General features: G+C 70.5%; 25 protein-coding genes and 1 pseudogene. 16 read left to right on the forward strand and 10 right to left on the reverse strand.

The annotated features are described in order from the left end of the window. Window positions 1-154 precede the first annotated feature (154 nt). Complete coding sequence (locus ACH4SI_RS36185; protein ID WP_398303456.1) at window positions 155-391, forward strand: hypothetical protein; 237 nt, start codon at window positions 155-157, stop codon at window positions 389-391. Between the two features lie 187 nt (window positions 392-578). Next, entirely contained in the window at window positions 579-755 is a 177-nt protein-coding gene (locus tag ACH4SI_RS36190; RefSeq protein WP_398303458.1) for a hypothetical protein, read from the forward strand. 81 nt (window positions 756-836) lie between these two features. On the opposite strand, the gene ACH4SI_RS36195 is transcribed toward ACH4SI_RS36190, so the two are convergent. Beyond that, on the reverse strand, window positions 837-1,709 hold the full coding sequence (locus ACH4SI_RS36195; RefSeq protein ID WP_398303460.1) for a D-alanyl-D-alanine carboxypeptidase family protein: 873 nt from the start codon (window positions 1,707-1,709) through the stop codon (window positions 837-839). Window positions 1,710-1,867: 158 nt separating this feature from the next. Further along, window positions 1,868-3,379, reverse strand: a complete 1,512-nt coding sequence (locus ACH4SI_RS36200) for an FAD-dependent monooxygenase (RefSeq protein ID WP_398303462.1) — start codon at window positions 3,377-3,379, stop codon at window positions 1,868-1,870. 79 nt (window positions 3,380-3,458) lie between these two features. Here ACH4SI_RS36200 and ACH4SI_RS36205 point away from each other — a divergent pair, with 79 nt between their 5' ends. The 4 genes from ACH4SI_RS36205 (at window position 3,459) to ACH4SI_RS36220 (ending at window position 6,312) form a co-directional block, all read left to right on the forward strand. Beyond that, on the forward strand, window positions 3,459-4,106 hold the full coding sequence (locus ACH4SI_RS36205; protein ID WP_398303464.1) for a TetR/AcrR family transcriptional regulator C-terminal domain-containing protein: 648 nt from the start codon (window positions 3,459-3,461) through the stop codon (window positions 4,104-4,106). A 4-nt stretch (window positions 4,107-4,110) separates the two neighbouring features. After that, on the forward strand, window positions 4,111-5,442 hold the full coding sequence (locus ACH4SI_RS36210; RefSeq protein WP_398303466.1) for a CoA transferase: 1,332 nt from the start codon (window positions 4,111-4,113) through the stop codon (window positions 5,440-5,442). An 86-nt stretch (window positions 5,443-5,528) separates the two neighbouring features. After that, window positions 5,529-5,852, forward strand: coding sequence for a hypothetical protein (locus ACH4SI_RS36215; RefSeq protein WP_398303627.1), 324 nt, complete (start codon window positions 5,529-5,531; stop codon window positions 5,850-5,852). A gap of 49 nt (window positions 5,853-5,901) precedes the next feature. Next, a complete protein-coding gene (locus tag ACH4SI_RS36220) occupies window positions 5,902-6,312 on the forward strand; it encodes a GNAT family N-acetyltransferase (protein WP_398303468.1) in 411 nt (136 codons plus the stop codon). Window positions 6,313-6,376: 64 nt separating this feature from the next. Here ACH4SI_RS36220 and ACH4SI_RS36225 read toward each other — a convergent pair whose 3' ends face one another. Beyond that, window positions 6,377-6,841 carry a DUF6879 family protein gene (locus ACH4SI_RS36225; RefSeq protein ID WP_398303629.1) on the reverse strand — a complete coding sequence of 155 codons (465 nt, stop codon included), beginning with the start codon at window positions 6,839-6,841 and terminating at the stop codon, window positions 6,377-6,379. Window positions 6,842-7,642: 801 nt separating this feature from the next. Beyond that, complete coding sequence (locus ACH4SI_RS36230) at window positions 7,643-8,356, reverse strand: TauD/TfdA family dioxygenase (protein ID WP_398303470.1); 714 nt, start codon at window positions 8,354-8,356, stop codon at window positions 7,643-7,645. Between the two features lie 178 nt (window positions 8,357-8,534). Between ACH4SI_RS36230 and ACH4SI_RS36235 the strand changes: the two genes are divergently transcribed. From ACH4SI_RS36235 to ACH4SI_RS36250, 4 genes and pseudogenes are all read left to right on the forward strand, one after another. Next, on the forward strand, window positions 8,535-8,948 hold the full coding sequence (locus ACH4SI_RS36235) for an NUDIX domain-containing protein (RefSeq protein ID WP_398303472.1): 414 nt from the start codon (window positions 8,535-8,537) through the stop codon (window positions 8,946-8,948). Window positions 8,949-9,118: 170 nt separating this feature from the next. After that, entirely contained in the window at window positions 9,119-9,784 is a 666-nt protein-coding gene (locus ACH4SI_RS36240; RefSeq protein ID WP_398303474.1) for a hypothetical protein, read from the forward strand. Beyond that, a complete protein-coding gene (locus tag ACH4SI_RS36245) occupies window positions 9,765-9,953 on the forward strand; it encodes a hypothetical protein (protein ID WP_398303476.1) in 189 nt (62 codons plus the stop codon). The genes ACH4SI_RS36240 and ACH4SI_RS36245 overlap by 20 nt, the downstream gene beginning before the upstream one ends. 125 nt (window positions 9,954-10,078) lie before the next feature. Next, window positions 10,079-10,251 (forward strand): annotated as a pseudogene (locus ACH4SI_RS36250) (IS5/IS1182 family transposase); the annotation flags it as partial. Between the two features lie 24 nt (window positions 10,252-10,275). On the opposite strand, the gene ACH4SI_RS36255 reads toward ACH4SI_RS36250, so the two are convergent. From ACH4SI_RS36255 to ACH4SI_RS36265, 3 genes are all read right to left on the reverse strand, one after another. Next, window positions 10,276-10,749: a hypothetical protein gene (locus ACH4SI_RS36255; RefSeq protein ID WP_398303478.1), complete on the reverse strand. Its 474-nt coding sequence runs from the start codon at window positions 10,747-10,749 to the stop codon at window positions 10,276-10,278. A gap of 62 nt (window positions 10,750-10,811) precedes the next feature. After that, window positions 10,812-11,057, reverse strand: a complete 246-nt coding sequence (locus tag ACH4SI_RS36260) for a helix-turn-helix transcriptional regulator (RefSeq protein ID WP_398303480.1) — start codon at window positions 11,055-11,057, stop codon at window positions 10,812-10,814. 130 nt (window positions 11,058-11,187) lie between these two features. Then, complete coding sequence (locus ACH4SI_RS36265; protein ID WP_398303482.1) at window positions 11,188-11,838, reverse strand: MOSC domain-containing protein; 651 nt, start codon at window positions 11,836-11,838, stop codon at window positions 11,188-11,190. A 263-nt stretch (window positions 11,839-12,101) separates the two neighbouring features. On the opposite strand from ACH4SI_RS36265, the gene ACH4SI_RS36270 reads away from it, so the two are divergent. Both ACH4SI_RS36270 and ACH4SI_RS36275 read left to right on the forward strand, forming a co-directional pair. Next, window positions 12,102-12,260 (forward strand): hypothetical protein, encoded by a 159-nt coding sequence (locus ACH4SI_RS36270; RefSeq protein ID WP_398303484.1) that lies wholly within the window; start codon window positions 12,102-12,104, stop codon window positions 12,258-12,260. After that, complete coding sequence (locus ACH4SI_RS36275) at window positions 12,261-13,055, forward strand: quinone oxidoreductase family protein (protein ID WP_398303486.1); 795 nt, start codon at window positions 12,261-12,263, stop codon at window positions 13,053-13,055. A gap of 75 nt (window positions 13,056-13,130) precedes the next feature. On the opposite strand, the gene ACH4SI_RS36280 is transcribed toward ACH4SI_RS36275, so the two are convergent. The 3 genes from ACH4SI_RS36280 to ACH4SI_RS36290 form a co-directional block, all read right to left on the reverse strand. Then, window positions 13,131-14,357: an acyltransferase family protein gene (locus ACH4SI_RS36280; RefSeq protein ID WP_398303488.1), complete on the reverse strand. Its 1,227-nt coding sequence runs from the start codon at window positions 14,355-14,357 to the stop codon at window positions 13,131-13,133. A 93-nt stretch (window positions 14,358-14,450) separates the two neighbouring features. Beyond that, window positions 14,451-15,887: a polysialyltransferase family glycosyltransferase gene (locus tag ACH4SI_RS36285; protein ID WP_398303490.1), complete on the reverse strand. Its 1,437-nt coding sequence runs from the start codon at window positions 15,885-15,887 to the stop codon at window positions 14,451-14,453. After that, window positions 15,887-16,861, reverse strand: a complete 975-nt coding sequence (locus ACH4SI_RS36290; protein WP_398303492.1) for a glycosyltransferase family 2 protein — start codon at window positions 16,859-16,861, stop codon at window positions 15,887-15,889. Before ACH4SI_RS36290 ends, ACH4SI_RS36285 begins: the two co-directional genes overlap by 1 nt. Before the next feature lie 187 nt (window positions 16,862-17,048). Between ACH4SI_RS36290 and ACH4SI_RS36295 the strand changes: the two genes are divergently transcribed. The 4 genes from ACH4SI_RS36295 (at window position 17,049) to ACH4SI_RS36310 (ending at window position 22,173) form a co-directional block, all read left to right on the forward strand. After that, on the forward strand, window positions 17,049-18,428 hold the full coding sequence (locus tag ACH4SI_RS36295) for a DUF6716 putative glycosyltransferase (protein WP_398303494.1): 1,380 nt from the start codon (window positions 17,049-17,051) through the stop codon (window positions 18,426-18,428). A 221-nt stretch (window positions 18,429-18,649) separates the two neighbouring features. Next, the gene (locus tag ACH4SI_RS36300) at window positions 18,650-19,849 is read left to right on the forward strand and encodes a cytidylyltransferase domain-containing protein (protein ID WP_398303496.1); all 1,200 of its coding nucleotides are present in this window, start codon (window positions 18,650-18,652) and stop codon (window positions 19,847-19,849) included. Continuing rightward, window positions 19,850-20,782 (forward strand): N-acetylneuraminate synthase family protein, encoded by a 933-nt coding sequence (locus ACH4SI_RS36305; protein WP_398303498.1) that lies wholly within the window; start codon window positions 19,850-19,852, stop codon window positions 20,780-20,782. 167 nt (window positions 20,783-20,949) lie between these two features. Continuing rightward, complete coding sequence (locus ACH4SI_RS36310) at window positions 20,950-22,173, forward strand: hypothetical protein (RefSeq protein ID WP_398303500.1); 1,224 nt, start codon at window positions 20,950-20,952, stop codon at window positions 22,171-22,173. The last annotated feature ends 145 nt before the right edge of the window (window positions 22,174-22,318 follow it).

A 22,318-nucleotide genomic window follows, 5' to 3' on the forward strand; every position in this document is an offset into this window, starting at 1 on the left:
TGACGGTCCGTATCCGCCATGGCACCCTACGGTCGACAGGCGCCCGGACAACGTTGTCCAGGCGCCCCGGGCACGTCAACTGACTTGGAGTCGACCGCCAATGTGACGCGTCGGTACCTTATTCAGCGCCCTCACCACCCTCACCCTCGCCACCGTGACCCTGGGAACCGCTGCCCAGGCCGCTCCCTCCTCCTCGAACGCACCCACGTCCGGCGCCGCCATATCCGCCGACGACCAGCGCGCCGCCGAGCGCTACTGGACGCCCGAGCGGCTGCGCGGCGCCAAGGACGTCACCGCCCTGCCCGCCGCCCGCGCCGCGCACATCGGCACCGCGCCCACCAGTACGTCTCCACCAAGGGCAACGCCAACTGGGACTACTCCTGGGCCGTGATGAACACCCTCAACGGCCGCACGCTGGTCGACACCGTGGGTGCGCAGGGCGTCGTCTTCAACTCGACGACCAGCCGCCGCGTCCACTCCTTCGGCTACGGCGGCTCCGCGGCCGAGGGCAACGGGGAGCGGCTGAACCACTGCGAGGGCGACGCGTTCCCCGACCCCGGCCGCCCCGGCTCCACGATGTGGGGATCGACTGCGTGCAGACCGGCGGTTCGAGCGGCGGCGGCTTCCTCGCCGACTTCTCGAACGGTGGCGGCTATCTGATCGGCAACATCAGCGTGAGCGCCGGCCAGAACGAGTACTACCCGACGCTCGGCAACGAGGCCCTGGCCCTCTACCGCCGGGCCGGCGCCGCGTAACAGCCGCGTAAGAGCGGTCAAGAGCGGTGAAGGGCCTGCTCGCGCGGCTCGCGAGCAGGCCCTTCCAGTGTTCGTGCGTGCTTATCGGGCGAAGCCGTAGTTCAGCAGCTTCTTCGCGTCCGCGGTGCGGTTGGCGACCGAGGGCGAGGCGAGGACGGTGCCGATGACCGTCTTGCCGCTCCGGGTGGCGGCGAAGACCAGGCAGTACTTGGCCTCCGGGCCCGAACCGGTCTTCACGCCGATGGCACCCGAGTAGGTGCCGAGCAGCGGGTTGGTGTTCTCCCACGTCATGTTGCGGTAGCCGCCGCTCTTGGTGACGGTCTTCTGCGTGGTCTTCTTCGTGTTCACGACCGAGCGGAACGTCGAGTACTTCATCGTGTTGCTCGCGAGCTTCGTCAGGTCGCGCGGCGTGGAGTAGTTCTTGCCGTGCCCTATGCCGTCGAACGAGTCGAAGTGCGTGTTGTTCAGGCCGAGGCTCTTGGCGGTGGAGTTCATCTTGCCGATGAACGACTTCACCCGCGCCGCCCGGGTCGAGCCGGTGCCGAACTTGTCGGCCAGGGCGTACGCGGCGTCACAGCCGGACGGCAGCATCAGCCCGTAGAGCAGCTGGCGGACGGTGACCTTGTCGCCGACGATCAGCCGGGCCGAGGAGGCCCAGTTGTTGTCGACGATGTAGTCGCTGTACGCCTTCTGGACCGTGACCTTGGAGTTGAGGTTCAGGCCCGACTGGGCCAGCACCACTCGGGCGGTCATGATCTTGGTGGTGGAGCCGGTGGAGAGACGGGTGTCGGCGGCCTTCTTGTAAAGGTCCTTGCCCGTCCCGTTGTTCATCACGTACCCGCCCTTGGCGGTGATCGTGGGCGCAGCGGCGGCAGCGGCCTGCGCCGGGACGAACGCCCCGGAGGCCAGGACGGATCCCGCGGCGAGAACGCTCAGCGCGGAGAGACGACGCATGCGCTTGGTGGTGGTTTTCAAATGAATACTCCAAATGTCCCTGTCGATGCGGCCGTCCAAAGGGAAAGCCGTCGAGCCGGGGACGCATGAGAGCGGTCAATGGATGTGCGCTCCGCGATGTTATCCGTACCCGCTGTGCGATTTCCCGTCGTATCGTCCTACGCACCCAAGCCGGTCAGATATCCCGTCATCCGATCCGCATGGTCGGCCGCGCACCCCACATAGCCGTCCGGCCGGATGACGAACACGCCCCGATCGCCGTACCCGGCACGGAGGTGACCGTCCGGGTCGAGCAGATCGGGTGCCGGGCCGCCGACACGATACGCAACCACGGACGCGCGTCCGGGGGCCGGCGGTTCCGCGCCGCCGAGCGCCAGCACCGTCACGTGCGGGCCGCGGAAGGCGTCGAAGAGGCGGAACGGGGTGCCGTCGGGGAGCGTGCAGGGGGCGTCGGGCGCGCGGTCGCCGGGCCGTAGGGCGCTCTTGGTCGCGGTGCCTCGCAGATCGACGGCGAGCGCCGCGCCGTGGTACGTCAGCCCCAGTTGGTGCACCTCCGCCGTGCGCCGGGGCTCCTGCGCGTTGCCCAGCATCCCGGCGCGGTGGATGCGGGTGCTGATGCCCAGCACCCCGGCGGCGACCGGCATCCGCTCCTCCTCGTACGTGTCCAGCAGCGCCGCGTCGGCGCCGCCGCGCAGCACGGCGCCCAGCTTCCAGCCAAGGTTGTACGCGTCCTGGATGCTGGTGTTCAGGCCCTGGCCGCCCGCGGGGGAGTGGGTGTGCGCGGCGTCGCCCACCAGGAAGACCCGCCCCTCACGGAACCGTTCCGCCATCGCCGCCCGGACCCGGAACGGCGACGCCCACAGCACCTCGCCCACCTCGGACTCCGTCAGATGCGTCCGCTCGACGATCAGCCGCCGCACCGCCTCGGGGTCCAGGTCGGGGACCGCGTCGACGTCGTCGTACTGGGCCATCGCCTGGAAGAGGCCGGTCCCGGCGAGCGGGCACAGCGACAGGCTGCCGCCCTTCGCCTTCTGCCACACATGCCAGTGGTCCCGGTCCAGGCCGGTCAGCTGGATGTCGGCCACCAGCCGCGGAATCGGGTCGACGGACTCGCCCGCCATGCCGATGCCGAGCGCCTTGCGGACCGCGCTGCGCCCGCCGTCGGCCGCCACCGCGTACGTCGCCCGTATGTTTTCGGCCGAGCCGTCGGCGTACGTGAGCCGCGCGGTGACGCCGTCCGCGTCCTGCGTCAGGCCCGTGCACGCCACGCCGAACTCGACCTCGCCGCCCAGCTCGCGCAGCCGCGCATACAGGATCTCGGCGGTCCGCCACTGCGGCAGCATCCAGATGTCGTGGTACGGGGCCCCGGGGGTCGGTTCGTTACGGACGATGATCTCGAACTCGCCCAGCCGCCGACCCTCCTCCCACCCCATCATCGGCGGGTACGGGCCACCCGCCGCGCGGACCGCGTCCATCACCCCGAGGTCGTCGAAGACCTCCTGCGTCCGCGGCTGGAGCCCCTTGCCGCGCGACCCCGGGAACAGCCGCTCGCCCCGCTCCACGATCCGCGCCGCGACGCCGCGCCGGGCCAGATCGATGGCGAGGGTCAGCCCGGCCGGGCCCGCTCCGATGATCAGTACCCGTGTGCCCTTAACGTTGTTAAGTTCCATGGTGCCGAGGATGCGCTTAACGTTGTTAAGCTGTCAAGGGGTGCGGGCTGGGTACGGGCTGAACTGCGAGGATGAGGTCATGGCGACGACGCGACTGGACCGGGACCAGGTGGTGGACACCGCGCTGCGGCTGCTCAACGAGGTGGGCCTCGAAGGGCTCACCCTGCGCCGCATCGCCAAGGAGCTGAACGTCCAGGCGCCCGCCCTCTACTGGCACTTCAAGAACAAGCAGGCGCTGCTCGACGAGATGGCCACCGCGATGTTCCGGCGGCTGGCCTCGGCCCGGAACGTCGACGCGACGACGTGGCAGGACCGCCTCATCGCCGCCCAGCGCACCCTGCGCCGCGCCCTGCTCGGCTACCGCGACGGGGCGAAGGTCTTCAGCGGCACCCGCTTCACCGGCACGCCCCATGCCGCGCCCATGGAATTCCAGCTCCGCGCGTTCGTGGACGCGGGCTTCACCCCCGGCGCCGCGGCCCGCGCCGCGTTCATCGCGTACACCTTCACCCTCGGCTTCGTGATCGAGGAGCAGGCCGTCGAACCGCTGCCGGGGGAGCGGGCGCCCGGGTACGACGTCGAGGAGCGGGCCGCCCTCATCGGCCCCGACTACCCGCTCACCGCGGCCGTCGGCGCGGACCTCTTCGAGGACTACGAGGGCCGCTTCGAGGAGGGGCTGCGGACGATCGTCGCGGGCATCGAGACCACGCTGGGCCCGGCGGCACAATGACCGTATGACGATCGACGCGGCCACCGCTTACGCCTGGGACGCGCTGGGCGGCGCCCCCGAACTCGCCGAGCGGATCTCCTACACCCCGGCGGGTGAGGTACTCCCCGCCCGGCTGCCGGTGCGGCAATTGGCCCGGGCCACCGTGGCCGTCTGCTCGCTGGCCGCCGCCGAACTGGCCGCGCTGCGCGGCGGGGTCGGTATCCCCGCCGTACGGGTGGACGAGGGCGCGGTCGCCACGGCGTTCGTCAGCGAACGCCATCTGCGGATCGACGGCCGTGAGGCCACCACCTTCGCCCCGCTGTCCGGGTTCTGGCGCACGGCCGACGGCTGGGTGCGCACCCACGCCAACTACCCCCACCACCGCGCCCGGTTGCTGGCCGCGCTGGGCCTGCCGGAGGGCGCCGAGCCGGAGGCGCTCGCCGCCGAACTGGCCCAGCGCCCGGCCCGGGAGGTCCAGGAGACGGCGTACGCGGCGGGCGCGCTGGCCGTGGCCGCCGTACCGCCCGGCGAACTCCCCATCCGCACCCTCCCGTTGGCCGAATCCTGGGACACCGACGGCACCACCCCGCGCCCTCTCCCACCGGCGCTTCCCGCCGAGGGGATCCGGATCCTTGACCTGACCCGGGTCATCGCCGGTCCCGTGGCCACCCGCACGCTGGCGCTGCTGGGCGCGGACGTTCTGCGCGTCGACTCCCCGCGCCTCCCCGAGGACCCCGACGCCCACGCCGACACCGGCTTCGGCAAGCGCTCGACCCGCCTCGACCTGACCGACCCCCACGACCGGCGGACGTTCGACGAACTCCTCGCCCAGGCCGACGTCGTGATCAACGGCTACCGTCCCGGCGCGCTCGACCGCTTCGTCACCCGCCACCCCGGGCTGATCGTCGCCCAGCTGGGCGCCTGGGGCTGGACCGGCCCATGGGCCGCCCGGCGCGGCTTCGACAGCCTGGTCCAGGCCGGGACCGGTATCGCTCTGCTGGAGGCTTCGGACGACGGCCACCCCGGCGTGCTCCCCGCCCAGGCCCTCGACCACGGCACCGGCTACCTGCTCGGCGCCGCCGTCCTGCGCGCCCTGACCGACCGCGCGTCGACGGGCACCGGCCGCCACCTGCGCTTTTCCCTGGCCGGTACGGCATCGTGGCTGATGCACGGCATCGCCCCCGCCGCGCCGCCGGACGGCCCGTACGCCCCGGACCCCTACCTCACCGAGACCCCGTCCCCGTACGGCCGCCTACGCCACGCACTCCCGCCGCTCGCGTACGACGGCGCCCCCCGCAACTGGGCCCGTCCACCGGGGCATTGGGGCACCGACGCCCCGGCGTGGCTGCCCCTGTGATATCCCGTTGTGAGCCCAGGGGGACGACCGTAAGGTCCACCGGTATGACTTTGCGTGTCCGTATGCGTCAAGCACTGCCGGAAGCGATGCGCGCCCGTGACAAGGCGGCGGTGAGCGCGCTACGTGCGACGCTTGCCGCGCTGGACAACGCCGAGGCGATGCCCGTGGACGAAGCCGCGCTGCGCGGGGTGGCCCTTGAACAGTCGCCGGTCGGCGTCGGAGCCACCGAAGGGGTGCGGACCGAGCTGAGCGAGCACAGGGTGGTCGAGGTCGTACGCGCCGAGGCGGCCGAACGGCTGGAGGCGGCCGAGCAGTTGACCGCGCCCGCGCATGCCGAGCGCGCCGCGCGGCTCCGTGCGGAGGCCGCCGTGCTGCTGCGGTTCCTCGACGGGCCCGGCAGCCCCGCATAGGGCCGCGCGTCTCGCCTACTGACGCCACGGGTTCGGCGACGCTGGCAGGATGAGCGGAGCGATCTCTTACACATGGTGCGGCCCCCTCACGGATGACGAGATGGTCGAACTCGTCCGGTCGCATGGCGGCAACGCCGTCTCCGGCTGGTGGAGCAAGATCAACGAGCACAGCCTCGGCTGGGTGGCGGCCCGCGATGCTGGTGGCGTCCTCGTCGGCTTCGTGAACGTGGCCTGGGACGGCGGAGCACATGCCTTCTTGCTCGACACAAAGACTCGGGGCTCGCACCAGCATCGCGGTATCGCCACAGCAGTTGTCCGCCTGGCGGCAGCCCATGCGCGTGCGTCGGGCTGCGAGTGGCTGCACGTCGACTTCGAGCCCGGGCTGCGAGACTTCTACTTCGGCGCATGCGGCTTCCGCCCGACGGACGCGGGGTTGATCCACCTGCCTTCTACGAGGTGATGGTGTCCGCTACCCCCGAGCGTGCCCCGGGCCCGGCGGCCGCATGCGGAGGCGTTCGGTAGCTCTACGCCTCTCCGTATTTCGGCCACCAAGCTGAGAACGATTCCGCAAGAGCGAGGGCTGTATCCCGATAGCCGATGAACTCTTGCGCCCGCTCATCGGGCAGGGATTCCCGCCCGGTGACAGCTCCCGAGGCGTCGTAGTGCATGGTGACCGGGGTCTGGGCGTCGAAGAGCCAAAAGTCTCGTACGCCTTCAAGGGGGTTGGACTGGTCGGTGGTGTCGAGAATGAAGAACTCCTCACCACCGCTCTGGTTCGTCCGGTAACCCCAGCCGAGTTCGAAGCGGAGATAGGGCGTAAGCGGCCGGGACAGAACGTGCACCCGGTAGATGCGCCTACCCCGGCCGGTGTGAGAGCGAAGCTCTGCCACCCATTCGGCGTTGTAGCCCTCCGGCGGAGGATCTGCCGCAAGGAACCTCTTGTACGCAGCCGTGTTGCCCGACCCGCTGTAGTCGTCCAGCGTCTCCAGCCGGAATGCCTCACAAAGCCTTACGTACCGCTGTGGCCCTCGGTCTGGAGCTCCTTCATAATGGGTTACTCGTCGCCTCCTGAGGGCAACGAATCTCAGGTCGGCTGCGGTGCGGGCTGCATGCGATCAGGCATACGGATAGGAATCGCTGCCCCGTGAGATACCAGCCGCCGACCACGTCCTCGCCACTGGCGAGCCGAGCCACCGCCCGGCTGACCGCATCGGTTAGGCGGTCGGAGTCGCGGTCGCGTTCCGATGTGAACGACGCGGCGGAGGACCGCACTTGCCCACCCCACCAGTCCGCTGCCTCCTGCGGATCGGACCATGTCCCCTGGATGAAGGATGTGGGCTTGAGAAGCCAGTGGGCCAACTCCAACGGGACGACCTTGCTCGACTTGAACTCCGGGTGCAGCGGGCGCCGGGGGCCGTCCTTGAGTAAGTCGTGAGCGGATCCGAGCCAGGTGTAGCCGTGGTGGTGCATGTGCTCGCTCTCTCGGTGAAGAGCGGCCCCCACCCGAGGTGGGGGCCGCGTCCTGGGTCACCTGCTACTCACGGCCGCAGCCGTCGCCATCACCGCAGCCGCCCTGCTGCCCGCCCTCGGTCGGTCCGTCGTCCTCGGGGTCCTGTCGGAGGACGACGGCCTTGAATCCGCGTAAGCGCATCGGGATGATTCCTCTCGGTGCTGTCGACGCGGGGGCTCTCCTCGCGCCGTCGTGCACGTGCACCCGTTCCGGACTGGGCTCGACCTGCCAGGGCCCCGGTCCAGCCGGGACGGGGGTCTTCAGGGGGAAAACGTGCCGCCTATCGGTCCTGGGACGTGTCCTTCGGTTCGCCGAGGGCGCGGTAGCAGACGCGGGGGCCGTCGAAGGCCGCTCGGGCGTGCAGCCACCGGGTGTTGTCCAGGAGGTAGCCCTGTCCGGGCCGGAGACGTCGCACCTGCTGGTGCCGAGCGATCACCGCCCGCAGAACGGGCAGATACGGCTGGGCCAGCGGCGAGAACCGCACCAGGGAATCCCAGCGCAGCCGCATCTCCGGACGCCCATCGGGACGGGTTCCGAAGACCGCGCCGAGATGGCCATCCGCACCGCCGAAGTACGCGCTGCGGGGTGCGGAGAGGGCGGCCAGGGCGTCGGGATGGTGCGCGGCAAGGTCATCGCGGATCGCCCGGCCATCGGCGAGTAGGCACTCCCCGCCGCGGGTGGCGGGCCGATGGCAGACCAGCATCATCAGGCGGGGTGGCGTGGGGACGCCGGCGCGTTCGGTGTGCGGGAGAACTTCGGCGCTGGTGAGTCCGGTGCACCCTGCCTGGTCGGCATGACGACCGGTGTTGCGGATGACAGTGAGCCCATCGGCATCGCTGTCAGGGTGCGGGACGATGCGCATGACCCGGGACGCGAACTCGAAGGACGACCGGCGGGTGGTAAGTCCGTCGAGGTGAACCAGGCCGGTGGCGGGGAGCCGGTCGACAGGTACCGGGAGTACGGCGCTGTCGACCTGCGCCGGAACAGGGCTCATCCAAAGGCTCCTTGACGTGTGAGGCGGAGGAACGCGTTTGGTCTCACTGTCGGGACCACCGGCCGCGACGTAAAGTGACTGATTGTCAACCGGTCGTGATGGTTGAACGCCGCTGAAGTGCCGCGGGTAGTGCTACGTTCCGAATGCCTGACCGCCGCCCGCTGCCGCGAAGGACTCCATGACATACGTGCCGCGCACCTTCCCCGTATCCGTCAAAGGCGTCGCCATCGGTGGCGACGGCCGCGTCCTGCTGCTGCGCAATGAGCGCGACGAGTGGGAGTTGCCGGGCGGGCGCCTCGAACTGGGAGAAACACCGGAGCAATGCGTCAGCCGCGAGATCAAGGAGGAGTCCGGCTGGAGCGCTGACGCCCAGGCGCTGTTGGATGTCTGGGTGTATCAGCCGATTCCCGACCGACATGTCCTGATCGTGACGTTCGGCTGTCGCGTCCTGAACCCGGACGCCGTTCCGGTGATGAGCCACGAGCACAAAGAGATCGGCCTGTTCACCGCCGACGAGGTACCTGGCTTGCGGATGCCCGATGGGTACAAGGCATCGGTCGCCGCCTGGTACCAGCAGCACGCCGGGATGTAGTCCCCATGAGCACAGGTGCCGCCGGGGCGAAGGACGGCGGAAGCCGTCTGCCACTGCCACGCGCACTGCTTCCGCACGTCCAATGGCACTGGGCGACTCCGCAAGCCGAAGCAGTCCTGAGGTGCGGTGACCTGGGAGCCGTTCCGCGGTTTCACCGCCGCATTCACGACTTGTCCCAGACCGCACTCGGGACTCTGCTCGGCTACGACAAGACGTACATCTCCATGGTCGAGAACGGGCGGCGCACCATCGAGGACATTCCGTCACGCCGCCGGATTGCGGCCACGCTGCGCCTCCCACCCCACGTGCTCGGAGTGACCGACCCGACTGACGCCGACCACGTGGCAATGGTGCAGTTCGGGGATTCCACCGTACGGCTTGCCGAGATCGCCCGGCAGTCCGGCCACGCCAGCGAGGCGGTTGCCGAGCTGTGGCCGCTGGTCACCCGGCTGGAGGCGTGCGTCGCCGACGGCCATACCGAGCGCGAGGTTCTCATGCTGCTGGCCCGCGCTCGTGTCGGCCTCGGCGTCGCCCTGGGCCATGTCCTTCCCGAGGAACGGCTGCCCGTCGCAGCGCGGTGGACCGGTCAGGGTCTGGCGGTCGCTCGGCACCTTGGCGACCCGGCGATGACCTCGTACGCACTGCGCATGCACGGCAACGAACTCCGCAAGGCACGCCTCACCGGGGCCGCGGTGGACCGCCTTCGGCGTGCGGTGGCCATTGCGCCGGGCGACGGCGAGCGGGCCGCGGCACTGACACTGCTTGCCCGTGCGGCAGGAGAACTCGGCGATGGTGAACTGTTCGACGAGGCGTTGCGTGCTCCTACGCCGCGGTGACCCCACCGGCGCCGGCGAGCGGCTCTCCGCCGCGGTCACCGACGCCACCGCGCACCGACTCCCCCATCAGCTACAACGAGTCATCCGCGTCACCGGGCACGCGCTGCCCGCGATCCGCGAGTGTGCCGAGCAGGGGCTGCAAGGGCTGCGGCAGGACATGGCGGCCTAGATGTGCTGTCCGGAGAGGTTGTTTACCAGTGCAGCTGCCATGGACGCTCCATGACGGTGCATTCGCCGTCACCGTGACGTTCGTAGCGCAGCAAGGAGGTCGGCGATGGCTCGCGTTCCACATGGCACACCATCCCCGAGCGCAAGGACCAGTGGGTCAATCGACAGCGCCGCGGCAGCGAGGGCGGCCGGCCCGCTGGACACGCAAGGGCTTCCGGGGCCTGGCCGCCTGCTTTGCCAAGCGGGCGTACATCTTCCACGGCACTGCGACCGTTGCTGCTGCGAGGCTGTGGCTCCGCTGGTGTTCCGCCGGGACAGCACAGCTAGAGCGCTTCCAGCCCCTCCTCCGGTTCGTCCCGGGCTGCCAGGCCGGCCACCCACATCGGCATCAGCCAGTGCGTGATGAACACCGCAACCAGGACGGGTACGAGCAGATTCCCTGCCCGTACCTGACCGGTCCAGTCGCACGCGGCGACGCCCAGGACGGTGCCCGCCAGCAAGTAGGTGGTCAGGCGGTTCGCCCGGGCACGTACCCGGTCCCGCTCCGCCAGTTGGCGTTCGTCCAGGACGTGTGTCCGCAGTTCGAGAAGGCCGCGGGTAGCACCGTTGATCACGCCGGTGGCTACACACCACGGGAGTATCAGGGCAATGAGGGCGATGGCGAGCCAGCCTCGGTCGGTCACGTACATGCCGATACCCGTGGCCACGGATGCCACCGTAAGCACCACATGGATCGCGACAGCCGCGCGGCGACGGGCGACCGTCGCGTACAGCGCGTCCGCCTCGCGATTGTTCATGATGGAAAACATGCGCTCGTCATAGCGTGTACGCCGGTCTCGCTGGGGCGCGCCTGCAGTCGTCACTTTTTCCTCCCGTAAACCTCGTCCGTGAGCGGGCGGAACGGCCGGAGGGAGAAGAGTGCCTCCACCGGCAGGTCGAAGAACTCGGCGACGCGCAAGGCGAGGTCGAGGCTCGGGTTGTACTGCCCGCGCTCGATGTAGCCGATGGTCTGATAGTGGGCGCCGACCGCCTCGGCCAGCGCCTGCCGTGACACCTTGCGTTCCGCGCGCACCATCGCCAGCCTGTTGTGCACCTGCTCACCCATGTATAAGAAGTACTACATCAGAAGGCGGGATTACAACAGGTGGCGCGAGTTCCGGGTGCTAGGAACTGTTCAATGACTTGTGTGCTCGATCCGTTGGGCATGCCCCAGAGTCGCGCCCCCCCGGCGGCCTCTACGCGGTCGTGCGCCTGTGGATCAGCATCTTGGTCTCCTCCGGCAGGGCGTCGGCGGCCAGCAGCCGTGGCAGCAGGGCGGGTTCGCGGGTGAGGGCGCGGAAGGCCAGGGCGATGGTCACGTCGTGATCGGGCCGGTGGGCGATCTCGACCGGGTCGCCGGGGCGTATGGATCCGGGGGTGATGACGCGGAGGTAGGCGCCGGGGAGGGCGGCTTGGGTGAAGCGTTTGATCCAGCCGTCGCGCTCCAGCCAGCCCTGGAAGGTGGCGCAGGGGATGCGGGGGCAGGAGACTTCCAGGATCACGCCGGGGCCGATGTGCCAGCGCTCGCCGATCAGGGCGGCGTTGACGTCGATGCCGAGGGTGGTGAGGTTCTCGCCGAAGACGCCGTTCTTCAACGGGGTGCGGAACTCGGTCTCCCAGCCGTCGAGGTCTTCGCGGGCGTAGGCGTAGACGGCTTGGTCGGGGCCGCCGTGGTGTTTGACGTCGTACGCCCGGTCGCCGTCGAGGCCGACCGCCCCCGTGCCCTTGGGGCCGGGGGCGGTGACGGTGACCGGGCCGTCGACGGGGCGTTTGTCGATGCCCGTGGCGCTGAGGCCCTTCCACGGGTTGGGCCGGGGCTTGCCGACGTTCACGGAGAGCAGCTTCATCCGAGTGACGGTACGGTCCGCCGCGCACCGGGGCCACGGATTTTCACCGCACCCGGGGCGTGTTCCGAGGTGAATGGCGCGGAGGCGTCTCGTGCTCGCGGGGCTACGACAGCAGGTGGTCGAGGTGGCGTTCGTGCCGCGTTCCCGGATCTCGACTGCGGCCGCTTCGACGATGCGCAGGCGGGTCGCGGCGCCTTTTTCCCTCATGGTCACCGATCAAAGTGTACTTGTGGGTACATTTTTTGGTACATACCTTCGGCCGCATGAAAGCGATAGTCATCAACGAAGCAGGCGGTCCGGAAGTGCTGCGGCTGCGGGAGCGGCCGTCACCTCGTCCGGGCCCGGGAGAAGTGCTGGTGGACATCCGGGTGGCGGGTGTGAACTTCTTCGACACCGCCATCCGCAGACAGGCCATGGCCTAGGTGCCGGGCGTGGAAGGCGCCGGCGTGGTGGCGGAGACGGGCGAGGGCGTTCACGGGGTCGCCCCGGGGGATTGTGTCGCGTGGCTGACGAACGGCCACGGCAGCTACGCCGAGCTGATCGTGCTCCCGGCGAGCGGCGTCGTCCCGGTGCCCGACGCCGTCGACGACGAGACGGCCGCGGCCGTGTTCGTACAGGGCCTGTCCGCGCACCACTTCGCCACCGTGTCCCACCCGGTGCGACCGGGGGACGTCGCGCTCGTGCACGCGGCCGCCGGCGGGGTCGGGATGATGCTCACCCAGATCATCAAGGCCCGCGGTGGCACCGTGATCGGCCTGGTGTCGCGTCCGGAGAAGGTCGGGTACGCCGCCGACGCGGGTGCCGATCACGTCCTGGTCTCCTCCGGTGACGCGTTCGTCGAGCCGGTGCGCGAGCTGACCGGCGGCGAGGGTGCGCATGTGGTCTTCGACGGTGCGGGCGCCACCACGTTCGCCGCATCGCTGCAGGTACTGCGCACGCACGGCACGCTGGTGTTCTACGGGCCGCTGATCGGGGACGTGCCGACCATCGCGATGAACGACATTCCCCGCAGCACCCGCCTCACCTACCCCGTGACCGAGGACCACATCCGCACCCCCGAGGAACTCGCGGCCCGCACGGCGGAGTTGTTCGCGCTCGTCGAGAGGGGCGAGCTGGTCGTCCGGATCGGCGGTCGGTACCCGCTGGCGGAGGCGGCAAGGGCACACGCGGACATCGAGTCGCGTACGAGCACCGGGAAACTGCTGCTGTTCCCGTGACCGGTGGCCGCACGTGCACAACGGCGGGCCTGCCCGGGGTTCGGCAAGCCCGCCGCGGCTCGCGGCTCGGCGCGGTCAGCGCACGCGCGCTGCCGAGAGGGATCGCTTCAGCACCGGGGTGAGGCGCTGTTCCACGAAGCGGTAGAGCAGCCACGCCAGGGTCAGCATCAGCAGGATGGTGAGGGGGAACGTCCCATACGCCGGGATGCCCAGGGTGCGGTGGAGGTACTGGACGACCACCCAGCCCAGGTGCTCGTGGACCAGGTAGAAGGGGTACGTCAGCGCGCCTGCGACCGTCAGCCAGCGCCAGTTGGCCCAGTTCAGCTTGCCGAGGGCGACCAGGGCGACGGCGACGTAGCCGAAGGCGACGATCGCGACGATGCCGAGGGTCGAGCGGTAGGAGAAGAAGTCGGGGTTGGGGCGGTGCCACAGCTCGGAGACGGCGTAGTGCTGGCCGATGAGGAAGCTGAGGGCGACGATGCCCCAGGCCGTGGCGTCGTGGCCGTAGCGGTGGATCAGGTAGAGGCCGATGCCGCCGATGAAGTACGGGGCGTAGTTCGGCATCAGGATGAGGTCGAGGAGGGGCTGGTCGGCCGCGTCGGTGAGGGCGGCGGCCAGGGTCCATACGGCGCAGAACAGCACCACGCGCTGGCGGCTCGCGCCCGGCAGGACGACGAAGAGCGCGAAGAGGGCGTAGAAGCGCAGCTCCGCCCAGAGGGTCCAGCACACGCCCAGCACCCGGTCGGCGCCCAGCGGTTGCTGGAGCATGGTCAGGTTGACCAGGGTGTCGCTGGGGGAGACCGTCTCGTACGTCACCCAGGGGAGCGCGAAGACGGCGGTGACCAGCAGGATCGCGGCCCAGTAGGCGGGGAAGAGCCGGGAGACGCGGGAGGCGAAGAAGGACCGTAGGGGGCGTCCCCAGCCGCTCATGCAGATGACGAAGCCGCTGATGATGAAGAAGATCTGGACGCCCAGGCAGCCGTACGAGAAGTAGGGCGAGACGGTCGGGAAGATCTCGCGCGGGGAGGCGCCCCACGCCTGGGCGATCTCGCCGTCGCGGCCGCCGTAGTGGTACGCGGCGACCATGAGCGCGGCCAGCAGCCGCAGCCCGTCCAGGGCGCGCAGCCGCACCGGCTGCCCCTTGCGGCCCGGGACCGGCTGTCCCGGGCCCTGTCCCGGTTCGGCCTGCCCCGGTTCGGCCCGTCCCGGTTCGGCCTGCCCCGGCTCGCGCTGGGACGGGACCGAGACAGTGGCCGGGGGTATCGGGCCCGCTTCAGGGGCAGGCGGTGCACCCGCGGTCATGACGCCACCCCCGAGGCGCCGGTGCGTATGTGGCTTGCCCCGTGGTCGGCGGTCACGCCGTTGCTCCTTCTCATAAACGGATGGTCGGCTGGGTCAGCCGGTCGCGGTCTTCTTCAGCGCGGCCTTCTTCAGGGCCCGCGCCCGGCGGGCCACCCGCCGTACCGTCTCGTTGCGCGGAATGAAGCCGAGCTGAGAGGGGACCGCCCCGGGCAGGGCGAGCGCGGTCAGGCGGCGGCGCTTGAAGTAGCGCCAGGTGTGGGCGTCCAGATGCGCGGCGAGGTAGCGCTCCGCGGCGGGCCGCAGACCGGGGTAGATCTTCGCCTGCATGCAGAAGCCGACGGCCGCGACCAGACCGGTCAGCTTCTGGCCCGACCGCTCGTCCACCGCACCGGCGCCGGAACCGGCGGCCACCGCCCTGTGGTCCTCCAGGTCCGGCAGCAGCGCGTCGACGATGGTGACCGGGATCCGGTTGCTGTTCTGGTACGGGGTGAGCCGTTCCAGCAGCGTGTCGGTGCCGATCCGGGCCACCGGAAGGCCGTAGAAGACGCTCGCGGTGAGCAACGCGGTGGAGAAGCAGCCGATGACCAGGCCCGGCTCCATCCGCTGGTAGAGCACCTCGGCGAGGACCGGGGTGTCCATGACGGTCAGCTCGGCGCCCAGCTCGGCGGCCTTCTTCTCCAGCATCCGCGACCAGCGCGCCGGGGCGGTGGGGTGCGGTTTGAAGACGACGGTGCGGTGGCCGAGCGCGACCGCGCCCCGCAGCATCCGCACATGCAGCTCTTCCTCCTCCTCCGGAGTGAGGATGTCGAGCGCGGACAGGTACTGACCCAGCATCAGGGCGGGCCCGCTGCCGGTGGCGATCCGCTCGGTCGCCGAGGCGACGGTGCGCGGGGCGGCCTCGGCGATCTCGGCGAGCACCTTGGTGAACGTCTCGGTGGGCAGCACCTCGGCCGGTACGTCGAACTCGGTGAGCAGCAGCGGCTTCAGTCCCGGCACCAGCTCGAGGTGGAGCAGCCGGCGGATGCGGGTGCCGACCAGCGGGTGGAGCTTGTTACGGGTCGGGCCGTAGCTCATCAGCCCGTCGGCGTAGACGTCGATGGGGGCGCCCTGGAACACCTGGGCGATGGCGCTCGCCGGGCTGACCTGGATGGATTCCAGGACCAGCTCGATGTCGTCCTCGCCCAGGTTCCACAGCAGCCGCAGATGGCGCTCCCACAGCGGGGCGTCGTCCTGGCGCGGGGACCAGCCGCCGGGGTGGAAGGGGCTGATCGTCTCGTTCCAGGACAGGACCCGGTCGAAGCGCGGCCGCAGCCGCTCGAAGCCCGGCATGTCGTCCACGGCGGGCGTGGTCTCCGGCGTCGCGGCGTTGTTGCTGACCAGCAGCAGTCTGCGGTCGGCCGGTCCGACGCTGCCCGCGTCGATCGCGGCGGCGAGGGTGGCCGCCCCGTACAGCGTGGAGGCCATGAAGATCTGGGTGCGCTTGCGTTCCCCGCGCGGGGTGTACGTCGGGGTCGTCAGGGTCGCGGACATCAGGCCGCCACCTCCGTACCCGCGCGGCGCTTCACTCGCCGCAGGCGCGCGGCACGCTCGTAGTCCATGGAATCCAGCGCGTCCTTCAATACGTCCTGGGGCATGCGTTTCATCGCAGCCGCCGACATCGAACGGAGCTTGCGGGCCACCTGCGGCTCGAAGCGCTCGATGTTTCCGAGATGGTGGGAAATGATCGCGCAGTAGGTGCGCACGGCCTTGGGCAGCAGGGTGTCCGCGTCGCGGTCCCGCGCCGTTTCCTCCACGACCTGATCGAAGGCGCGGATGAAGTCGAGCTGCCGCACATCGCCGATCTGGGTGAGCGAGGAGGAGACCCCCCGCCGGTAGAAGACGCCGTGCGTGCCGAGGACGGCGAAGTTGCGCGCCTCGCGGTGCAGCCGCCAGATCCAGGGCCGGTCCTCGGCAGTGCGCAGCCCGTGGGTGAAGTGGAGAAGCCCTTCGTCGAGCAGCCGGCGGTGGTACATGCCGGCCCAGGCGAAGGCGTAGTCGACCGAGGTGGAGCGGTCGGCGGGCAGGATCACCTCCCGCGGGTTCATCACGTGGTCCCGCAGGCCGTGCGGCACCCGGGTGACCGAGCGCTTGCGGCCGGTGCACTGGACGTGATCGGTGCGGACGAAGTCGCACCCCAGGTCCTCTATGGCCGCGAGCAGCTGCTCGTAGTACCCCGGGGCGAGCCAGTCGTCGCCGTCGAGGAAGGTGATGTACTCGCCGTTGGCCGCGTCCAGGCCGGTGTTGCGCGCGGTGGCGAGCCCGCCGTTCTGTTCATGACGGATGTAGACGGCCCCCGGAAGCTCGCGTTCGGCGCGCTCGAGGATCTCCGGTGTCCCGTCGGTCGCATGGTCGTCGACGAGAATGAATTCGAAGTCCTCACGCGCGTTCGCACGAAGACTTCTGAGCGTGTCAGGGGCATAGGTCTGCACGTTGTAGAACGGCACGATGACGGAGAGCTTAACCACGCGGGTGACGCTAGGTCGCCGGGCGGCATTCGTCTTGACCGTAGGTGTACGTCAAGGTGAACGAAGAACGTCGGAACGGTTAACCAGCCGCTCCGGCCTGCCGATTCGCCATTCGTCGACGCGCTGTTAACCCTTTGTTGCTCCTACGTTGGGCCGTGAATCGGAATCCCTTCCTAGCGTCTCCGACGTGCCCTCACGTATCAAATCCCCCGTGCGAGTAGCCGTGCTCGCCGACTCCGACACCCGGTGGAAATGGGGCGCGCTCACCGCGCAGCGCCTCGTCCCGGACAGCTCGGATTCCTCGGAAGCGGGTTCGGCAGATTCAGGCCGGAGCCTGGACGGCTACCTGTTGCGCGGCCGCGCCACCCCGACGGTCCGGCAGCTGGCCGAGGTCGGCGTGCGTACGGACTCGCTGCGCGAGGTGACGGGCATCGAGTTCATACGGTCCATGGACCGCGAGCGGTACGACGTGATCGTGCTGTCCCTGGTGGGCGGCGGCGTCCAGGCCATGCTGCACGGTCTCGCCCACGCCTGGGAGGGCGCCACCCGCCGCCCGGTGATCGTCACCGGCTATGTGGGCGTCGTCTACGAGAAGCTCGCCGACGGCCTGCTGCTGCGGCACGGCGCCGATGTGGTGCTCGCCAACTCGCGCCATGACGCGGACCGGTTCCGCGAGGTCTATACCGGCGTCGGCGCCTCCGGGGACAGTGTCACCGAATGCGCGCTCCCCTTCCTCGGCGGGGCCCGCTACGACGAGAAGGCCCGGCAGGAGCGGAAGTACCCCGGCGGCACGGTCGTCTTCGCCGTCCAGCCGTCCGTCCCGGACAACCGTGCCGACCGTACGTACCTGCTGCGCCGGGCCGTCGACCACGCCCGCCGCCACCCGGACCGCGAGGTCGTGGTGAAGCTGCGCTCCAAGCCGGGCGAGCACACCACGCACATCGAGGAACTGCCGTACCAGAAGCTGATCAGCAAGTTCGGCGACCAGCTGCCGCCCAACTTCCGCCTCGCGTACGGGAACATGGGCGAGGTCCTGGACACCACCGACCTGCTGGTCACCATCAGCTCCACGGCCGCCCTGGAGTCCCTGCACCGCTCCATCCCGACGGCGATCCTCACCGACCTCGGGATCCGCGAGCCGCTGGGCAACCACCACTTCCTCGGCTCCGGCTGTCTGGCCTCGTGGGACGAGCTGGACGCCGGATACCGGCCCGAGCCCGACCCCGAGTGGCTCGCCCGCCAGGGCGTGGCCGCCGACGGGTCGTACGAGACCGCGTTCGACGCCGCCCGGCACAAGGTCTCCGCCCTGGCCGCAGCCGAAACCCTCCCGGCGCTCGCCCCCTACTACACCCGGGCCACCGCGCCCGGCTATCTGCCCCGGATCCTCGAACGGTACGGCTTCGAGCCGGACGGCCGGCCCCGCCCGGGCGCCGCCGGCGCGGACGAGGCCGAGGTCAGCGGATTGCGGCGGGTCGTACGCAACACCATGCGGGACGCGGCGCGCGGCGCCTACCGGCATGGCGTCCAGCGCGTGGCCCCGGTCATCCGGCGGATGGGGGAGCTGTGAGCGACGCACGCGCGGCCGCCGGGCCGCAGACGACCGCGATGCCCGCGCCTCTGCGCCGCGCGGGCGGAGAAGCGAACAAAACAGGCGCTGTGAGCGACGTGCGCGCGGCCGCCGGGCCGCAGACGACCGCGATGCCCGCGCCTCTGCGCCGCGCGGGCGGAGAAGCGAACGAAGGCGGCGGTGTGAACGCTGTTACGTCCGAATCCCCCGAAGGAGCCGCCATGCCCGCATCGAGCCCCCGTGTGCTCGCCGTGATCCCCGCCCGCGGCGGGTCGAAGGGCGTGCCCGCCAAGAACCTCGCCGCCGTCGGGGGTGTGCCGCTGGTCGCCCGCGCCGTCACGGAGTGCCGGGCCTCCCGCCTGGTGACCGACGTGGCCGTCTCCACCGACGACGCCGGCATCGCCGCCGCGGCGCGCGGCGCGGGCGCCGTGGTCATCCAGCGGCCGAACGACATCGCGGGCGACACCGCCACCAGCGAGGCCGCGGTCATCCACGCGATGGACGCGTACGAGGCGATGCACGGCATCCCCGTGGACGTCGTGCTCCTGGTGCAGTGCACCAGCCCGTTCATCACCCGCGAGGACATCGACGGAGTGGCCGGCGCGGTCGCCGAGCAGGGCGCGGACAGCGCGCTGACCGTGGCCCCGTTCCACGGCTTCGTCTGGCGCGAGGGCGACGACCCGGCGGTGGACGGCGGCGACGGCGTCAACCACGACAAGTCGTACCGTCCGCGCCGCCAGGACCGCCCCCAGGACTTCCTGGAGACCGGCGCCGCCTACGCCATGGACGCGCGCGGCTTCCGCGAGGCCGGGCACCGCTTCTTCGGCCGCACCGAGCTGGTGCGCACCGACGCCGCCCGGGTGCTGGAGGTCGACGACCCGCACGACCTGGCCCGCGCCCGCGCCCTCGCCCCGCTGCTGGACGCGGAGCGCCCGGGCGCCCTCCCCACCCGCGACGACATCGACGCGGTGGTACTCGACTTCGACGGCACCCAGACCGACGACAGGGTGCTGATCGATTCCGAAGGACGTGAACTCGTCTCCGTGCACCGCGGCGACGGGCTCGGGATCGCCGCACTGCGCCGCTCGGAGCTGGCGCTGCTGATCCTGTCCACGGAAAAGAACCCGGTCGTCGCCGCACGGGCCCGGAAGCTCCAGGTCCCCGTGCTCCACGGCATCGACCGTAAAGATCTCGCACTGAAGCAGTGGTGCGAGGAGCAGGGCATCGCGCCGGAGCGCGTGCTCTACGTCGGCAACGACGTCAACGACCTCCCGTGCTTCGGCCTCGTCGGCTGGCCCGTGGCGGTCGCAGGTGCGCACGACGTCGTGCGCGGCGCTGCACGTGCGGTCACTTCCACCCCCGGTGGTGACGGCGCGATCCGCGAGATCGCCTCGTGGATTCTCGGAAAGGAACTGTCTTAAGTGAGCTCCAACTCTCGCCTCCGCACCCTCGGCGCGAAGACCGCCGGCCCCGGCAACCCGGTCTACGTCACCGGTGAGATCGGCATCAACCACAACGGCGACCTGGAGAACGCGTTCAAGCTGATCGACGCCGCCGCCGACGCCGGTTGTGACGCGGTCAAGTTCCAGAAGCGAACCCCGGAGATCTGCACCCCGCGTGACCAGTGGGACATCGAGCGGGACACCCCCTGGGGCCGGATGACCTACATCGACTACCGCCACCGCGTGGAGTTCGGCGAGGACGAGTACACCGCCATCTCCGAGCACTGCAAGAAGCGCGGCATCGACTGGTTCGCCTCCCCGTGGGACACCGAGGCCGTCGCCTTCCTGGAGAAGTTCGACGTCCCGGCGCACAAGGTGGCCTCCGCCTCGCTGACCGACGACGAGCTGCTGCGCGCCCTGCGGGCGACCGGCCGCACGATCATCCTGTCGACGGGCATGTCCACCCCGAAGCAGATCCGCCACGCGGTGGAGGTGCTCGGCAGCGACAACATCCTGCTGTGCCACGCCACCTCCACGTACCCGGCCAAGGCCGAGGAGCTGAACCTGCGCGTGATCAACACGCTGCAGGCCGAGTACCCCAACGTGCCGATCGGCTACTCCGGCCACGAGACCGGTCTGCAGACCACGCTGGCCGCCGTCGCGCTCGGTGCCGCGTTCGTCGAGCGCCACATCACCCTGGACCGCGCCATGTGGGGCTCGGACCAGGCCGCCTCCGTCGAGCCGCAGGGTCTCGCCCGTCTGGTGCGTGACATCCGCGTGGTCGAGGAGTCGCTCGGTGACGGCGTCAAGAAGGTCTACGAGAGCGAGCTGGGCCCGATGAAGAAGCTGCGCCGGGTCTCCGGTGTGGTCGCCGAGGCCGAGGCCGCCGACCGTGAGCCCGTCGCGGTCTGAGCCTCATCTCCGTGATGCCACTGGCCGGTCGGACCGGCCTACGCCCGGAAGCGGCGGGATCCCTCGACTTTTCGGGGGATACCCGCCGCTTCCGGGCCCTGCCTTTGGACGGTGTGATGTCTTCGGACGGTGCGATGTCTGTGGACGGTGCAACTGTGGACGGTGCGATGTCTGAGGACGGGGCGCAGCCCGGGAACGGCGCGAAGGCCACCACCACGCTCGCCTTCGTCGAAAGTCCGGTCCAGCTCCTCAACGTGCTGGAGTGGGCGTACGCGGACGCGCTGCGCGCCCCGGGTCCGGGCCCGGCCGCGCCCCCGGGGCCTCCGGGTTCCGACGACGAGCCGTCCCCGCTGCCGTCGCTCGGCCGGGCCGCCGATCTCACCGTCGTCGTGCTCTCCCCGCACGACCCGATGACCCGCGGCCAGCTGCGCCGGATGGCCGAGCTGGCGCGCGACGAGGGCATCACGGTGCGCTGGGAGAACGCGCGGGGCGGGGCGGGCGCCCCGTTGAAGACCATCGGGGGGCTGCGCGGACCGCTGCGCCGGGCCGGCCGGATCGTGATCGGGGACCCGTTCTCCCGCTACGTCCAGCTGCTGCTGACCCTCACCCGGGCCAAGGACCTGGTCGTGGTGGACGACGGCACGGCCACCATGGAGTTCATCTCCCAGCTGGCCAAGGGGGAGCGCCTGGAGCGCTGGCACCGGCGCGGCAACAGCCGCGGGGCGCGCGACATGGTGTTCGCGCCGGTCTCCGCCACCGCGCGCCGCAGGCTCACCCCGGGCCAGAAGCGCCGGGTCGAGGTGTTCAGCTCGATGCCGGTCGAACCGCCCCCCGGGGTCACCGTCACCGCCAACGACTTCGCCTGGACCCGGGCCCGCTTCGGCCCGCCCCGGCTCACCCGCGGCACCGACCTGGTCGGCACCTCCCTGGTCGAGACCGGCGTGGTCGACCTGGAGCGCTACCTCGAGGCGGTCGCCGGACTGGCCGAGGCCCACGGCGCGACCCGCTACTTCGCCCACCGCCGGGAGAGCGCCGAGAAGCTCAGCCGGGTCGCGCACGAGGTGGGTCTGGAGATCGTACGGCCGGACCTGCCGCTGGAGCTGATAGCGCGGCGCGGCCCCATCGGCCACACCATCGTGAGCTTCCCGTCCACCGTGGTGCACACCCTGCCGCTCGCGCTCGCGGGCACCGAGGTGAAGGTCGCCGTGTACGACGTCGACCCCGCCTGGCTGACCAGCGACGCGTCCCCGCGCGCCCAGGGGTTCCTGTCGGGCGTCACCGGCACCGCCCGGGAGGTCCACCGGCTCAGCTCCGTGCCGTCGCCCGCCGACCGCCCGGACCCGGCGGCCGCGCCCCCGGCCTCGCCCGGCGCCCCGGTGACCGCGTCGTGAGACGGGTCCCCCATGTGGCGCTTCTCACGAAACGATCACACGCTCACCGAGAAGCGGTGTCTTATACCCCCTGACTAGGGAGATCATGCACCGCCCGGGGTACTTTCCCGCCCCGAACGGGTTGAAGTTTTGTTGATCGACATTC

The sequence above is a fragment of the Streptomyces sp. NPDC021212 genome (assembly GCF_044332925.1).
GTDB lineage: Bacteria > Actinomycetota > Actinomycetes > Streptomycetales > Streptomycetaceae > Streptomyces.

Coding starts and splice junctions, on each gene's coding strand:
- ACH4SI_RS36195 (WP_398303460.1), bottom strand. CDS start 1,709: ATGCGTCGTCTCTCCGCGCTGAGCGTTCTCGCCGCGGGATCCGTCCTG.
- ACH4SI_RS36200 (WP_398303462.1), bottom strand. CDS start 3,379: ATGGAACTTAACAACGTTAAGGGCACACGGGTACTGATCATCGGAGCG.
- ACH4SI_RS36205 (WP_398303464.1), top strand. CDS start 3,459: ATGGCGACGACGCGACTGGACCGGGACCAGGTGGTGGACACCGCGCTG.
- ACH4SI_RS36210 (WP_398303466.1), top strand. CDS start 4,111: ATGACGATCGACGCGGCCACCGCTTACGCCTGGGACGCGCTGGGCGGC.
- ACH4SI_RS36215 (WP_398303627.1), top strand. CDS start 5,529: ATGCGCGCCCGTGACAAGGCGGCGGTGAGCGCGCTACGTGCGACGCTT.
- ACH4SI_RS36220 (WP_398303468.1), top strand. CDS start 5,902: ATGAGCGGAGCGATCTCTTACACATGGTGCGGCCCCCTCACGGATGAC.
- ACH4SI_RS36230 (WP_398303470.1), bottom strand. CDS start 8,356: ATGAGCCCTGTTCCGGCGCAGGTCGACAGCGCCGTACTCCCGGTACCT.
- ACH4SI_RS36235 (WP_398303472.1), top strand. CDS start 8,535: ATGACATACGTGCCGCGCACCTTCCCCGTATCCGTCAAAGGCGTCGCC.
- ACH4SI_RS36255 (WP_398303478.1), bottom strand. CDS start 10,749: ATGAACAATCGCGAGGCGGACGCGCTGTACGCGACGGTCGCCCGTCGC.
- ACH4SI_RS36260 (WP_398303480.1), bottom strand. CDS start 11,057: ATGGGTGAGCAGGTGCACAACAGGCTGGCGATGGTGCGCGCGGAACGC.
- ACH4SI_RS36265 (WP_398303482.1), bottom strand. CDS start 11,838: ATGAAGCTGCTCTCCGTGAACGTCGGCAAGCCCCGGCCCAACCCGTGG.
- ACH4SI_RS36270 (WP_398303484.1), top strand. CDS start 12,102: ATGAAAGCGATAGTCATCAACGAAGCAGGCGGTCCGGAAGTGCTGCGG.
- ACH4SI_RS36280 (WP_398303488.1), bottom strand. CDS start 14,357: ATGACCGCGGGTGCACCGCCTGCCCCTGAAGCGGGCCCGATACCCCCG.
- ACH4SI_RS36285 (WP_398303490.1), bottom strand. CDS start 15,887: ATGTCCGCGACCCTGACGACCCCGACGTACACCCCGCGCGGGGAACGC.
- ACH4SI_RS36300 (WP_398303496.1), top strand. CDS start 18,650: ATGCCCGCATCGAGCCCCCGTGTGCTCGCCGTGATCCCCGCCCGCGGC.
- ACH4SI_RS36310 (WP_398303500.1), top strand. CDS start 20,950: ATGTCTGAGGACGGGGCGCAGCCCGGGAACGGCGCGAAGGCCACCACC.